Here is a 13348-nt window from a genome sequence, read left to right as displayed (position 1 = left end):
GCAAACAGAAGGGCTCCGGAGGCGAACCTCCGGAGCCCTTCGTGCATTCAGCGGTAAGCCTTACGCGGCGACGCTGGCCGCGACCGGAGCCGCCTTGCGAACGCCCTCGTCGACATGGGCTTCGAACTGCTCGAAGTTGTCGATGAACTGCTTCACCAGCGTCTGCGCCGTCTTGTCATACTCGGCGCCGTCGGCCCACGCACCGCGCGGATCGAGCAGCTTCGTGTCGACGCCCGGCACCGCCACCGGAACCTCGAAGCCGAAGTTCGGATCCTCGCGGAACTCGGCATCGTTGAGGCTGCCGTCAAGCGCAGCGTTGAGCAGCGCGCGGGTGGCCTTGATCGGCATGCGCTTGATGCCTTCCATCGTCGCCTTGCCGCCCGACCAGCCGGTGTTGACCAGCCAGCACTTCACGCCGCCCTTGGCGATCCGCTCCTTGAGCAGGTTGCCGTAGACCGACGGGTGGCGCGGCATGAACGGCGCGCCGAAGCAGGTCGAGAACGTCGCTTCCGGCTCGGTCACGCCGATCTCGGTGCCCGCGACGCGCGCGGTGTAGCCCGAGAGGAAGTGATACATCGCCTGGTCCGGGGTCAGCCGCGCGATCGGCGGCAGCACGCCGTAGGCGTCGGCGGTGAGGAAGATCAGGTTCTGCGGCACCGGCCCGAGGTTCTTCTCCGAGCAGTTCGGGATGAAGTCGATCGGGTAGGAACCGCGGCTGTTCTCCGCCAGCGAGTTGTCGTCGAGGTCGATCTTCCGGGTCTCCGGGTCGATCACCACGTTCTCCAGCACCGTGCCGAAGCGGCGGGTGGTGGCGTAGATCTCCGGCTCGGCCTCTTCCGAAAGGCGGATCATCTTGGCGTAGCAGCCGCCCTCGAAGTTGAAGACTGCGGTGTCCGACCAGCCGTGCTCGTCGTCGCCGATTAGCGTGCGCGAGGCATCGGCCGAAAGCGTCGTCTTGCCGGTGCCCGACAGGCCGAAGAACACCGCCGTGTCGCCGTCCGGGCCGATGTTGGCCGAGCAGTGCATCGGCATCACGCCCTTCACCGGCAGCAGGTAATTGAGAATGCCGAAGACCGACTTCTTCATCTCGCCCGCATAGGCGGTGCCGCCGATCAGGATCAGCTTCTCGGTGAAGTTCACCGCGATCACCGTCTCGGAGCGCGAGCCGTGGCGCGCAGGGTCCGCGCGGAAGCTCGGCAGGTCGATGATGGTGTATTCGGGCGCGAAGCTCTCCAGCTCGCCTGCGGTCGGGCGGACCAGCAGCGTGCGGATGAACAGGTTATGCCAGGCGAACTCGTTGATGACGCGCACGTTGACGCGGTGCTCGGGCTGCGAGCCGCCGAACAGGTCGGCGACGTAGAGCGTGTCCTTCTCACCCAGCGCGGCGAGGAAATCCTCCTTCAGCGCGGCGAAGTGCTCCGGCGTCATCGGCACGTTGGTCTTCCCCCACCAGACCGTGCCTTCCGTCTCCGCGTCCTTGACGATGAACTTGTCCTTCGCCGAACGTCCGGTGTGCTTGCCGGTGGCGACGACGAACGGACCGTCCGCCGAAAGAACGCCCTCTCCGTTCCTTACCGCATGTTCCACCAGAGGGGCCGTGCCGAGATTCGCGAAGATCCGGGCCGTCGTCGCGATGCCCTGTTTTGCTAGCGGATAGCCAAGGGAATTGGTCAAATGTCATCTCCTCCAAAAGATGGCGCCGTTACGGGTTTTCCCGCTGACGCTAAGCCAGATGGCTCTACCGATTCCTGCGCAAGAATCGTGCCGCACGTAGGCCGCCACTTCTTTTCCGTCAATTTGACTGCAATTGGAACCATCAAGGGTTGAACCCGCGGATTTTTGGGCATGTTTGCCTTTTCGAACATCCGATTAAGCTGATTTATGCTGCACCTGCTTCGCGTTATTTCCGACCATTCGTGACGATTGTCCGACAGTCGGTTTTCACCCAGCGAAGCGTCGCCCGACCGATCCGAAATTGCCACGCGCCAATGCAGTGGCTAGTGTCGGGTGACATTACCCTTGGATCGTCATTGCGAGCGCAGCGAAGCAATCCGGCACCGAACGACCCGCGTGGATTGCTTCGCTGCGCTCGCAATGACGAACTGCGGTTCAAGCCGATGTCGCCACGCCAGTCAGCGTGATCCATGCATGAGAAGGCAAAGTCCGGGCGCCCATGGCCGAACCACTGAACGCCCCGATCCCCGCCGACGAGACCCCTGCGCCAAAGCGCCAGCAGGTCATCGCGCTCGTCGATGACGACCGCAACATCCTGACCACGCTGTCGATCGGCCTGCACGCGGAGGGCTTCGCCACGCGCGTCTATGCCGATGGCGAGACGGCGCTGAAGGCCCTGCTGGAGAACCCGCCCGACCTTGCGATCTTCGACGTGAAGATGCCGCGCATGGACGGGCTCGATCTGCTCAAGGCCCTGCGCGCGCAGTCCAGCCTGCCGGTGATCTTCCTGACATCGAAGGACGAGGAGCCGGACGAGGCGCTGGGCCTTGCGATGGGCGCGGACGACTACATCGCCAAGCCCTTCAGCCAGCGCCTGCTCGTCGCGCGCATCCGCGCCATCCTGCGCCGCAGCGAACTGGCGAAGGCGACGCCCGAGGAAGCGCCCGGCGTCGAGGTTCCCGACCCCGTCGTGCGCGGCCGCCTCGCGCTCGACCCGGCGCGCCATCAGGTGACGTGGGACGGGCGCCCCGTCTCGCTGACGGTCACCGAATTCCTGATCCTCGAGGCGATGGCCCTGCGCCCCGGCGTGGTGAAGAGCCGCAACCAGCTGATGGACGCGGCCTACAGCGACGACGTCTACGTCGACGACCGCACCATCGACAGCCACATCAAGCGCCTGCGCCGCAAGTTCCGCGCCGCCGACCCGGAGTTCGCCGCGATCGACACGCTCTATGGCGCGGGATACTCCTTCACCGATGGCTAGGCGCCAGAACCGCCGCAGCCGAAGCCGCCTGCCGTCATGGCGCGTCTCGCTGACGGCGCGCATCCTCGCGGTCAACTTCATCGCGCTGGCCCTGCTGGCCGGCAGCCTGTTCTACATCGACAGCTACCGCAACGAACTGCTTGCCGAGCGCTACCGCCTCGCCAAGTCCGAAGCCGAGATCACCGCCGATGCGCTGGCGGACGAGAACCCCGCAGGCCGTCTCGCGCTGATCGCCCGCATCGGCCCGGAGCAGGACTTGCGCCTGCGCCTGTTCGATGCGCGCGGCGAACTGGCGGGGGACAGCTTCGCCCTCGCCAGGCCCGCCTACCGCCTGATCGACCCGGCGTCGGAACCGTGGTTCCAGGACGCCGCGCGGATGCTCGACCGCGCGATGGACTTCGTGCTCGGCGCGCCGGAGATACCGGACTATCGCGACCCGACCGACACCAGTGCCCGCGCATGGCCCGAAGTCGGCGCAGCGCTCGTCGGCAGGGAAACGTGGATCAGCCACAAGGCCGCGCCCGACCGCACGCCGATCATCATCGCCGCGACGCCGGTCGGCACCGACGGCTCGGCGCTGCTCGTCACCCGCAACGCGCGCGACATCACCGAGAACGTGCGCATGGCGCGCCAGACCCTCGCCATCATCGTCGGCGGCGCGCTCGGCGTCTCGATCCTGCTCTCGCTGTTCCTTGCCCGCACCATCGTCGAGCCGCTGCGCAAGCTGGTGCGCGCCGCCGTGCGCGTGCGCCTCGGCCGTGATCGCAGCGTCGTCGTGCCGCGCCTGCCCGACCGGCGGGACGAGATCGGCCTGCTCGCCCGCGCCATCTCCGACATGAGCGGGGCGCTGCGCCAGCGCATCGACGCGGTGGAAAGCTTCGCCGCCGACGTCGCGCACGAACTCAAGAACCCGCTGACTTCGCTGCGCAGCGCGCTCGAAACACTGGAGCGCGTGGACGAACCGGACTTGCGCGGCCAGCTCATCGGCATCGCCAAGGACGACGTGCGTCGCATCGACTTCCTCGTCAGCGAGATCGCCGACGCGAGCCGGATCGACGCGCAGCTCAGCCGCACCACCTTCGAGCCGGTGGACATGGGCGGCCTAGTCCGCGCCCTCGTCGGCGAGCGCGACCAGCGCGGCGTCAACGGCGGCAGCCCGATCCGGGTCGTGCAGGAACCGGGCGCCGACGCCGAAAGCGACAGCCTCATGGTGCCGGGCGACGCTGCGCGGCTGGAACGCGTGCTGCAAAACCTGCTCGACAACGCCGTCTCGTTCTCGCCTCCCGGCGGCTCCATCGAGATCGTGCTGTCGCGCGTGGACGGCCGCGTGAAGATCGCCGTCGCCGACCATGGCCCCGGCATCCCGCAGGCCTCGCGCGAGCGGGTGTTCGAACGCTTCCACTCGCTGCGCCCCTCGCGCGAGGAGTTCGGCACCCACAGCGGCCTCGGCCTCGCCATCGCGCGCACCATCGTCGAGGCGCACTTCGGCCGCCTCGTCGCCACCGACCGGACCGACGGCGAACCCGGCGCGCGGTTGGTCATCTCGCTGCCGGTCTGGGAGCCGGGCGCGTGAGCCTGTTCCCGCGCCAGTCCACCTGCGTCGCCATCGACGGACGCGGCGTGTTGATCGAAGGACCGCCGGGTGCGGGCAAGTCCAGTCTGGCGCTCACGCTGATAGACCGGGGTGCCGTTCTGGTCGGCGACGACTCCGTGATGCTGGAAGTTCGCGACGGCACGCTCATCGCGCACCCGCATCCCCGCACGCGCGGCCTCATCGAAGTGCGCAACCTCGGGCTGCTGGCGTTCCCCTGTGCCGAAGCCGTCCCCGTGGCCCTCGTGCTCGCGCTGGATGCCGACGCCCCGCGCTACATCGAGGAGCCGGAGACGCTCGCCATCGCGGACGTGACCCTGCCGCTCATCCGCCTCTGGCCGGGTGGCGAGGCTCTGCCCCTCAAGGCCGAACTGGCGCTGCGCCGCTACGGCCTTCCCGGCTGACCGCCCTCTCATATCGAGCATAGCCCTTTCGCCCCCTTCCCTTTCCGGGCGAGTGCGCGCAGAGAAGCAAGCTATGGGGAATCAAGCGGGAAATCCGCAGCGCGTGCTGCTGGTGACGGGAATGCTGGGGGCCGGCAAGACCACGGCGCTGCGCGTGCTGGAGGATCTCGGCTGGGAGATCGTCGACAACTTCCCGGTCCGCATGCTCGACGCCCTGATCGACGGCGCGCCCGAGGGCGATCCCACGCCACTGGCGATCGGCTTCGATTCCCGCACCCGCGGCTTCGACCCCGAACGCGTGATCGCGCAGGTCAAGAGCCTGAGCGAACGCCGCGACCTCCAGCTGACCACCATGTTCCTCGACTGCTCCAGCTCCGAGCTTGAGCGCCGCTACAACGAGACCCGCCGCCGCCACGCCCTCGCCGCCGACGCGCCGGTATCGACCGGCATCCGCGCCGAACGCGAACTGCTCGCCCCGCTGCGGCGCTGGGCGGACCTGCTCGTCGACACCAGCGAATTCACCTCGAACGACCTGCAGCGCGCGATTCGCGAACGCTTCGCCGACAGCGCCGCCGAGGAACTGACGGTCACCGTATCGAGCTTCGGCTTCTCGCGCGGGATGCCGCCGATCGCCGATCTCGTCTTCGACATGCGCTTCCTCGACAACCCGCACTGGGACGCCGAACTGCGCCCCCAGACAGGGCAGGATGCGGCGGTGGGCGACTACATCCGCAAGGATCCCGCATGGGAAGAGGCCTTTATCCGGATCCGCGATCTGGTCCTGATGTTGCTGCCGCGTTACCGCGCTCAGGGAAAAGCCTATGTTCACATAGCTTTCGGTTGTACCGGGGGGAGACACCGCTCGGTATTCACCGCCGAACAGATCGCAGCGGCCTTGCGTCTCTCAGGATTTTCGCCCACATTGCTGCACCGCAACCTGGGCTCGCGGGCAGCCGATCTTCTGGAAGGAGGTCTGCGGCGTGAGAAATAGGAACATCAACCGGGTGCGATTGCAGGAAATTCGGAGCGCTCTCCCGGCATGATCGGCATGATTCTGGTTACTCACGGCAATCTCGCCGAGGAGTTCGTACACGCGATGGAGCACGTCGTCGGCGACCAGCCCGACGTCGCGACCGTCTGCATCGGCCCGAACGACGACATGGAACGCCGCCGCTCCGAAATCGCCGACGCCATCACCAAGGTGGACAGCGGCGAAGGCGTCATCATCCTGACCGACCTGTTCGGCGGCACCCCCTCCAACCTCGCGATCTCGCTGATGCAGGCGGGCAAGGTCGAGGTGATCGCTGGCATCAACCTGCCCATGCTGATCCGTCTCGCCAAGGCGCGCGGCTGCATGCCGGTGCGCGAAGCCGTCGCCGCCGCGCGCGACGCGGGCCGCAACTACATCACCATCGCCAGCGAATACTTGGGGCAGGACGCATGATCGACTGCCGCGAGTCGGTGCTCATCGTGAACAAGCGCGGCCTCCACGCCCGCGCCAGCGCCAAGTTCGTCGGCCATGTCGCCGACCTGCCGCCTGCCGTCTCCGTCACCGTCAGCAAGGACGGCATGTCGGCCGCGGGCGGCTCGATCCTCGGCCTGATGATGCTCGGCGCCGCCAAGGGCGACACCATCGAGATCGCCTGCGCGGGTGACGGCGCCGACCAGGCGCTTGCCGTGCTCGCCGGCCTCGTGCGCGACGGCTTCGGCGAAGAGTGAGCCCCGGCCAGTGAGCGAGTACCCTGCACCGGGCGGCACCTATCGCCGCACGATCACCGGCTTTTCCAATCCCCTCGTCAAGTTCCTGCGCTCGCTGCGCGACAAGAAGCACCGCAAGCGCGAGCGGCGCTTCCTGGCGGAAGGCCTGCGCCTGCTGACCGATGCGCGCGAATGCGGCGTCCTGCCCGAGATGCTGGTGATGGCCATCGGCCGCGATCCGCATCCGCTGCTCGACGCGCTGGAGGCCGCAGTCTCCGCCAACGGCGGCGAGATCGTCGAGATGGACGTGGACATCCTCGCCAAAGTCACCGGCAAGGACAACCCGCAGGCCGTCGCGGGCGTCTTCGCGGAGTTCGACACCAGCCTCGCCAACCTCGACCGCGCAAGCTCGCCGATCTGGCTGGTGGCGCAGGCGCTGCGCGATCCCGGCAACCTCGGCACCATGCTGCGCACCGGCGACGCGGTGGGCGCGGGCGGACTGATCCTGATCGACGACTGCGCCGATCCCTTCTCGGTCGAGGCCGTGCGCGCCAGCATGGGTGCGATCTTCACCCAGAAACTCGCCATCGCGCGCTGGGACGAGTTCCAGCAATGGCTGCGCGAAGGCGACGGCCAGCTTGTCGCCGCCTCGCTGCGCGATCCGACCGACTACCGGCAGGCGCCTTACGCCGCGCCGTGCTTCCTGATGGTCGGCAACGAATCGCAAGGGCTGCCCGCCGCCTACGAGGAAGCGTGCGACCTGCGGGTCACCATCCCGATGCTGGGCCGTGCCGACAGCCTGAACGCAGCGGTTGCCGGAGCAGTGCTGGCCTACGAGGCGCTGGCGCACCTGCGCACGTCCTGATTTCGCCACACCCCTCGTCATTGCGAGCGTAACGAAGCAATCCACGGTCAGAGCGCGCCGCTGGATTGCTTCGCTACGCTCGCAATGACGAAAGGAAGCGGGCAGCGCGCCGTTGCGGCGTTCATCTGCCCCTCACCTGCCACGTCTTATCGTGCGCGCATCATGCAGCGATTCGGCTTTTTTCTGTTCTGTCCGATGCTTGTGGCGGGATGTTCAGACGCTGGCGACAGCTCTCACATCGCGCAGCGCGAGCCGCTGGCGAAAGCCTGGGTCGGTAGCCAATGGCGCTTCGACACCATCGACGGAAAGCGTCCCGCGTCCGAGGCTGCCGGGATTTCCTTCGACGGCAAGACGATCGTCATTCAGGCAGGCTGCAACCGCCTGCTCGGACCATGGCGCGTCGATGAAGACCGCCTGATCGCCGGTCCGCTGAACCAGGGCGAGGCTCCCTGCGAACAATCGTCATGGGAAGAAGGCAACGCCGTCAGCGCCCTCCTCGTCGCAACACCGCGCGTCACTGTCGAGGGTCAGCGCATGACCCTCCAATCGAGCGGCCACACTGCCGAACTGACCCGCCCCGCCGACTGAGGCCGCTTATTCGGCTGCCTCTTCGGTGATCTCTCCGGCGCGGTCCTCGATCTGCGCGGCGGGATCGGCATAGCGCGGCGCGGATTCGACAAGCGGCACTTCGTCGGAGATCTCGCGCTTGCCGATCTTGATGTGCTTCTCGCTCAGGCGGCGCGCACGGCTCATCACATTACCCTCATAAGTGCGCGCGAAGTCGTTGAAACTGTTCACCGCTCGGCCAAGGTGTGTGCCGACCTTCGACAGATCGTCCTGCGTCTTCGCAAGGCTGTCGTAGAGGTCCGCGCCAAGCTTGCCGATCTCGCGCGCTTCCTTCGCCAGACCTTCCTGCTGCCAGACCTGCGCGATGGTGCGGGCGATGGCGACGAGGTTGGTCGGGCTCGCCAGCAGTACCTTGCGGTCGAAGGCGAAGTCCCAAAGGCCGGAATCGTGGTCGAGCGCGGCGGCAATGAAGTGCTCGCCGGGGACGAACATGATCACGTAGTCGGGAGCATTCTCGAACTGGCTCTGGTAGCTCTTGGCGCCGAGCGTCTGGATGTGGTTGCGCATCGATCCCGCATGCTGGTTCAGGAACCCGATCCGCGTCGCCTCGTCCTCCGCCTCGAAGGCGTCCTGATAAGCGTTGAGCGAGACCTTGGCGTCGATCACCAGTTGCTTGTTGCCGGGGATGCGCACGATGGCGTCGGGCCGCAGGCGGCCGTCCTCGGTATCGATCGACTGTTCGGTCTCGAAATCGGTGTGTTCGGTCAGGCCGCACTGTTCGAGCACGTTCTTGAGCTGCTGCTCGCCCCAGCGCCCGCGCGCCTTGGGGGCATTGCGCAGCGAGTTGCCGAGCCGCACGGCTTCGGCCCGCACCAGTTCCTGCCCGACGCGCAGCGCCTCGATCTGGCCGGTCAACTGGCCGAAGGCATCCACGCGCTTGGCTTCCAGCGATGCGACCTGTTCCTCGTAGCTTTTCAGCCGCTGGCCAACGGGCGCGAGGATCGAGTTGATCCGCTCGGCGCTGGCCTTCTCGCTCTGCTCGAAACGCTCCCCGGCACGGCGCAGGAAGGCTTCCTGCGCGCCCGCCAGCACTTTGGCGCCAGCGTTTTCGAACTCCTTGCGCAGCGCTTCCTGCGCCTCGATGAGCAGGCGCTTCTGCTCGTCGAAGTTGGCGGTCTTTTCACGCAGGGTCGACAGTTCGTCCGACAGCGCGCGCTGTTCGCGCAGCAGCGTATCGACGCGGCCTGCATGTTCGGAGCGCGCCTTGTCGAGCATCTGGGTCAGTTCGCTGCGGGTCCGCTCGATGGCGGAGGCGCCGTCATGGCGCAGCCGCTCGGTTACGCCTTCGTGATCGATACGCGCACGTTCGAGCGCCTGTTCCAGCGCGTCTGCACGGCCCGCGCGTTCGCGCGCGGCTTCGAGATCGGCGAATGTCCGCAGATACCTGGCGTCGCCTTCGCGCGCCTCACGCTCGCGCGCCTCGGCCTGCGCGCGCCATTGCGCGACAGGCCGGGAGCCGAAGAACCAGCCTGCGGCGAGGCCGATGACGAGAGCGAGAATCGTGGCGACTGCGAGTTCCATTGCGCCAAACTAATGGAACATTTCAGGAACTCCAGCCCCTTTTCGGCGATTGTCCACTGCCCTCATCAGACGGCCGGAAATCAGGCCGCCTTGCGCAGCTTTTCGAGCTTCTTGAGCGCCATCTGGCGCTTCAGGCGCGAGAGGTGGTCGATGAAGAGGATGCCTTCGAGGTGGTCCATCTCGTGCTGGAGGCAGATCGCGAGCAGGCCGTCCATCTCCTCCTCATGAGTCGCGCCGTCGAGATCCTGCCAGCGGGCGCGGATGCGCGAGGGGCGCTCAACGTCGGCGAAGATCTCGGGGACCGAGAGGCAGCCTTCCTGATAGACGATATGTTCTTCGGAAGGATCGAGGATCTCCGGGTTGATGAAGATCCGCGGCTCCTTCTTGGTGGGCTGGTGCGTGTGGTGATGGTCGCCGTGCGAGTGGCACACTTCCGGCTCCGCATCCTCGTCCTCGGGCTGGAGGTCGATCACCAGCACGCGCAGCGGCACGCCGACCTGGATCGCGGCGAGCCCGATGCCGGGGGCGTCGTACATCGTCTCGAACATGTCCTCGACGAGCGTCTTCAGCTCGTCGTCGAACGTTTCGACGGGGACGGAGACCTGCTTCAGACGCTGGTCGGGAACTTCGAGGATTTCACGGATAGCCATGTGCGCCAGATAATCCCGAAGCCGCATTTTCGCAAGCAGGCCGCGGCGATCACCGTGATCGGTGTTCTCAGGCTACCGGACGGCGCGCGCGGATGGCCTGCGCCAGCGTGCCTTCGTCGAGGTAATCCAGCTCGCCGCCGACCGGCAGGCCGTGGGCGAGCTGCGTCACGCGGACCGGGAAGCCTTCGAGCCGCTCGGCGATGTAGTGCGCGGTGGTCTGCCCCTCCAGCGTGGCGTTCATCGCCAGCAGCACCTCGTCGATCCCACCCTCCTCGATCCGGCGCAGCAGCGTGTCGATGGCAAGATCCTCGGGCCGCACGCCGTCGAGCGCGGAGAGACGACCGCCAAGGACGTGGTAGCGCCCGGTGAACAACCGCGCGCGGTCGAGCGCCCAGAGGTCGGCGACTTCCTCGACCACGCAGATCGAGCGGGCATCGCGGCGCGGATCGGCGCAGATCGCGCAAGGGTCGGTGGTGTCGACGTTGCCGCAGGTCCGGCACTCGACGAGCGCCTCGCGGACCGCCGCCAGCGCATCGAGGATCTGGACGAGCGCGGACTCGCGCCGCTTGATGAGCCAGAGCACGGCGCGGCGGGCCGAGCGCGGGCCAAGCCCCGGCAGGCGCGACAGGGCGGCGGTCAGTGTCTCGATCTCTTGCGATGCCATGGCGAGGGAGATAGGGCCTGCGCCGGTTCTTAGAAAGCCCGCTCAGGAGTTCCCCACATCATGCGCATCGTCTTCATGGGCACACCCGACTTCGCGGTGCCCGCCCTCGTCGCGCTGGTCGAGGCGGGGCACGAGGTCGTGGCCGTCTACTCGCAGCCGCCCCGTCCCGGCGGGCGGCGCGGCAAGGAACTGACGCCCTCGCCGGTCCACAGGGAGGCGGAGACGCGCGGGATCGAGGTGCGCCATCCGGTCTCGCTGAAGGGCGCTGACGAGCAGGCTGCCTTCGCCGCGCTGGAGGCGGATGTCGCCGTGGTCGCGGCGTATGGGCTGATCCTGCCGCAGGCGGTGCTCGATGCGCCGCGCCTCGGGTGCCTCAACATCCATGCCTCGATCCTGCCGCGCTGGCGCGGGGCGGCGCCGATCCAGCGGGCGATCCTGGCGGGCGATCCGACGACCGGGATCACGATCATGCAGATGGAGGCCGGACTCGACACCGGGCCGATGCTGGCAACGCTGCGTACCACGATCGACCGCAAGACGGCGGGCGAACTGACTTCGGAACTCGCCGAGCGTGGCGCGCAACTGCTGGTCGGGACGCTGCGTGATCTTGCGGTGCATCGGGCGGTGCCGCAGCCGGAGGACGGCGTCACTTACGCGAAGAAGATCGACAAGGCCGAGGCGCGGCTCGATTTCGCGCAGGACGCGGAGCAGGTGGAGCGACAGATCCGCGCCTTCATGCCCGCGCCGGGAGCGTTCTTCGAACTCGACGGCGAGCGATACAAGGTGCTGGCGGCGGATATCGTCGAAGGCAGCGGCGAGCCCGGCGTCACGCTGGACGATGCGCTGACCGTCGCTTGCGAAACCGGGGCACTGCGCGTCACCCGCGTCCAGCGCGCGGGCAAGCCGGCCATGGCGACGGCAGACCTGCTGCGCGGCAGGCCGATACCGGCGGGCACAAAACTCGGCTGAGGTTCAGGCCTTTTCCGGCATCTTGCGCACCGGCGGCTGCTCGTCGGCCCAGCGGGCGTGGCCCTCGCGCAAGGTGGCGGCGGTCTTTTCCCAGGCGGCGACGGGCTTGTCCTTCACGCGGATGTTGAAGCGGTCCGTCGCGCGAAACTCCAGCACTTCGGCGCCTTCCGGCCCGGCGGTGTAGGCGTAGGGCACCTCGGCGCCGACGAAGAAGCCATCGCCGGTCGACAGCGTCTCCGTCCCCATGCGGATTGAGCCCGCGACGATGTAGTAGAGGCAATCGCAGTCGTGCGTGTGGAGCGGCAGCGGGAAGCCGCTCTTCACCCACAGGCGCGCAAGGCTCATGCCCTCGCGGCGATAGGGAACGTCGGCATATTCGCCGCGCACCGCCATCGCCTCCATGAGTTGCGGCTGCACGGCGGCGAGGTTCGGCGTCTCGCCCTCGTAGGTCATGCAGGCGCAGTCATCGAGCGTAGGCGCGTCCGCGCCGCGGAATATCTCGAAGCGGGGTTGCTGGTTGTCGGCCATGGTGGGCTCCTTTCCCGGTCGGGCATGGTGCCACCGGCAGGCCCTCGCGCCAATACTTGCGCGCACACGCCAGTCCTGTATCGGCGGGGCGAATGACCCGTTTCGCGCTCACCCTCGAATTCGACGGCGGCCCCTTCATGGGCCTGCAACGCCAGGCGCATGGCCCCTCCGTGCAGCAGGCGGTGGAAGACGCCGCCCATGCCGTCACCGGCGAGGCGGTGGTGATGCACGCTGCCGGGCGCACCGATGCGGGCGTCCATGGCCTTGGCATGCGGGTGCATATCGATATCGCCAAGCCCTTCGTGCCGTTCCGGCTGATGGAGGCGCTCAACGCGCGGCTGCGGCCCAATCCGGTCGCCGTGCTGTCGTGCGAGGTGGTGCCGGACGACTGGCACGCGCGGTTCTCGTGCATCGGGCGCGCCTATATCTACCGCATCGCCAATCGCCGCGCGCCGCTGACGCTGGAGCGGGGCAAGGCATGGCAAGTGACCAAGCCGCTCGACGAAGCCGCCATGCACCGCGCCGCGCAGGCGCTGGTGGGGCGGCATGACTTCACCACGTTCCGCTCGGCCCACTGCCAGTCGGCTTCTCCGCTCAAGTCGCTCGACCGGCTGGATGTGCGGCGCGAGGGCGAGATGGTGCTGATCGAGGCGGAGGCGCGCAGCTTCCTGCATCATCAGGTGCGCTCGATGGTGGGCACCCTCGCCCTCGTCGGCATGGGTCGCTGGCGCGAGGAGCAGGTCGCCGAAGCTCTGGAAGCGAAGGACCGCCAGAGGCTGGGCCTCAACGCACCGCCGGACGGGCTGTACTTCGTGCGGGCGGTGTATCCGGGCGAGTAATCGCGCGCCGCTATTGAGATTACCGGTCAATACAGTTTCGGACATATTGGTGCA

General features: G+C 67.4%; 15 protein-coding genes. 10 read left to right on the top strand and 5 right to left on the bottom strand.

Going from position 1 to position 13348, the window contains the following annotated elements; translation table 11 throughout:
* Positions 1-60: 60 nt before the first annotated feature.
* Positions 61-1674: a phosphoenolpyruvate carboxykinase gene (locus LO787_RS16545; RefSeq protein ID WP_232492094.1), complete on the bottom strand. Its 1614-nt coding sequence runs from the start codon at positions 1672-1674 to the stop codon at positions 61-63.
* Between the two features lie 499 nt (positions 1675-2173).
* Between LO787_RS16545 and LO787_RS16540 the strand changes: the two genes are divergently transcribed.
* From LO787_RS16540 to LO787_RS16505, 8 genes are all read left to right on the top strand, one after another.
* Positions 2174-2938 (top strand): response regulator transcription factor, encoded by a 765-nt coding sequence (locus LO787_RS16540; protein WP_232492093.1) that lies wholly within the window; start codon positions 2174-2176, stop codon positions 2936-2938.
* Positions 2931-4511 carry a sensor histidine kinase gene (locus tag LO787_RS16535; RefSeq protein WP_232492092.1) on the top strand — a complete coding sequence of 527 codons (1581 nt, stop codon included), beginning with the start codon at positions 2931-2933 and terminating at the stop codon, positions 4509-4511. Before LO787_RS16540 ends, LO787_RS16535 begins: the two co-directional genes overlap by 8 nt.
* Positions 4508-4933 (top strand): HPr kinase/phosphorylase, encoded by a 426-nt coding sequence (locus LO787_RS16530; RefSeq protein ID WP_232492091.1) that lies wholly within the window; start codon positions 4508-4510, stop codon positions 4931-4933. The genes LO787_RS16535 and LO787_RS16530 overlap by 4 nt, the downstream gene beginning before the upstream one ends.
* Before the next feature lie 73 nt (positions 4934-5006).
* A complete protein-coding gene (rapZ, locus tag LO787_RS16525; protein WP_232492090.1) occupies positions 5007-5924 on the top strand; it encodes an RNase adapter RapZ in 918 nt (305 codons plus the stop codon).
* 48 nt (positions 5925-5972) lie between these two features.
* The gene (locus LO787_RS16520; RefSeq protein ID WP_232492089.1) at positions 5973-6377 is read left to right on the top strand and encodes a PTS sugar transporter subunit IIA; all 405 of its coding nucleotides are present in this window, start codon (positions 5973-5975) and stop codon (positions 6375-6377) included.
* A complete protein-coding gene (locus LO787_RS16515; protein WP_232492088.1) occupies positions 6374-6652 on the top strand; it encodes an HPr family phosphocarrier protein in 279 nt (92 codons plus the stop codon). The genes LO787_RS16520 and LO787_RS16515 overlap by 4 nt, the downstream gene beginning before the upstream one ends.
* Before the next feature lie 10 nt (positions 6653-6662).
* On the top strand, positions 6663-7496 hold the full coding sequence (locus LO787_RS16510; RefSeq protein WP_232492087.1) for a TrmH family RNA methyltransferase: 834 nt from the start codon (positions 6663-6665) through the stop codon (positions 7494-7496).
* An 84-nt stretch (positions 7497-7580) separates the two neighbouring features.
* Positions 7581-8084: an META domain-containing protein gene (locus LO787_RS16505; RefSeq protein ID WP_232492086.1), complete on the top strand. Its 504-nt coding sequence runs from the start codon at positions 7581-7583 to the stop codon at positions 8082-8084.
* A gap of 6 nt (positions 8085-8090) precedes the next feature.
* On the opposite strand, the gene LO787_RS16500 is transcribed toward LO787_RS16505, so the two are convergent.
* From LO787_RS16500 to recR, 3 genes are all read right to left on the bottom strand, one after another.
* Positions 8091-9644 (bottom strand): DNA recombination protein RmuC, encoded by a 1554-nt coding sequence (locus LO787_RS16500; RefSeq protein WP_232492085.1) that lies wholly within the window; start codon positions 9642-9644, stop codon positions 8091-8093.
* 80 nt (positions 9645-9724) lie between these two features.
* A complete protein-coding gene (def, locus tag LO787_RS16495; RefSeq protein ID WP_232492084.1) occupies positions 9725-10294 on the bottom strand; it encodes a peptide deformylase in 570 nt (189 codons plus the stop codon).
* A gap of 67 nt (positions 10295-10361) precedes the next feature.
* Positions 10362-10958 (bottom strand): recombination mediator RecR, encoded by a 597-nt coding sequence (gene recR, locus LO787_RS16490; RefSeq protein WP_232492083.1) that lies wholly within the window; start codon positions 10956-10958, stop codon positions 10362-10364.
* 60 nt (positions 10959-11018) lie between these two features.
* On the opposite strand from recR, the gene fmt reads away from it, so the two are divergent.
* Positions 11019-11927, top strand: a complete 909-nt coding sequence (gene fmt, locus LO787_RS16485) for a methionyl-tRNA formyltransferase (protein WP_232492082.1) — start codon at positions 11019-11021, stop codon at positions 11925-11927.
* 3 nt (positions 11928-11930) lie between these two features.
* Here fmt and LO787_RS16480 read toward each other — a convergent pair whose 3' ends face one another.
* Entirely contained in the window at positions 11931-12455 is a 525-nt protein-coding gene (locus tag LO787_RS16480) for a cupin domain-containing protein (RefSeq protein WP_232492081.1), read from the bottom strand.
* 92 nt (positions 12456-12547) lie between these two features.
* On the opposite strand from LO787_RS16480, the gene truA reads away from it, so the two are divergent.
* On the top strand, positions 12548-13294 hold the full coding sequence (truA, locus tag LO787_RS16475) for a tRNA pseudouridine(38-40) synthase TruA (RefSeq protein ID WP_232492080.1): 747 nt from the start codon (positions 12548-12550) through the stop codon (positions 13292-13294).
* Positions 13295-13348 lie beyond the last annotated feature (54 nt).

The sequence above is a fragment of the Novosphingobium kaempferiae genome (genome assembly GCF_021227995.1).
GTDB lineage: Bacteria > Pseudomonadota > Alphaproteobacteria > Sphingomonadales > Sphingomonadaceae > Novosphingobium > Novosphingobium kaempferiae.
This window is presented reverse-complemented; position numbering and strand designations above follow the sequence as displayed.

Excerpts from the sequence above, each read along its gene's own strand:
- LO787_RS16540 (WP_232492093.1), top strand. The coding sequence starts at position 2,174 with ATGGCCGAACCACTGAACGCCCCGATCCCCGCCGACGAGACCCCTGCG.
- LO787_RS16535 (WP_232492092.1), top strand. The coding sequence starts at position 2,931 with ATGGCTAGGCGCCAGAACCGCCGCAGCCGAAGCCGCCTGCCGTCATGG.
- rapZ (WP_232492090.1), top strand. The coding sequence starts at position 5,007 with ATGGGGAATCAAGCGGGAAATCCGCAGCGCGTGCTGCTGGTGACGGGA.
- LO787_RS16520 (WP_232492089.1), top strand. The coding sequence starts at position 5,973 with ATGATCGGCATGATTCTGGTTACTCACGGCAATCTCGCCGAGGAGTTC.
- LO787_RS16515 (WP_232492088.1), top strand. The coding sequence starts at position 6,374 with ATGATCGACTGCCGCGAGTCGGTGCTCATCGTGAACAAGCGCGGCCTC.
- LO787_RS16505 (WP_232492086.1), top strand. The coding sequence starts at position 7,581 with ATGACGAAAGGAAGCGGGCAGCGCGCCGTTGCGGCGTTCATCTGCCCC.
- LO787_RS16500 (WP_232492085.1), bottom strand. The coding sequence starts at position 9,644 with ATGGAACTCGCAGTCGCCACGATTCTCGCTCTCGTCATCGGCCTCGCC.
- def (WP_232492084.1), bottom strand. The coding sequence starts at position 10,294 with ATGGCTATCCGTGAAATCCTCGAAGTTCCCGACCAGCGTCTGAAGCAG.
- recR (WP_232492083.1), bottom strand. The coding sequence starts at position 10,958 with ATGGCATCGCAAGAGATCGAGACACTGACCGCCGCCCTGTCGCGCCTG.
- fmt (WP_232492082.1), top strand. The coding sequence starts at position 11,019 with ATGCGCATCGTCTTCATGGGCACACCCGACTTCGCGGTGCCCGCCCTC.
- LO787_RS16480 (WP_232492081.1), bottom strand. The coding sequence starts at position 12,455 with ATGGCCGACAACCAGCAACCCCGCTTCGAGATATTCCGCGGCGCGGAC.
- truA (WP_232492080.1), top strand. The coding sequence starts at position 12,548 with ATGACCCGTTTCGCGCTCACCCTCGAATTCGACGGCGGCCCCTTCATG.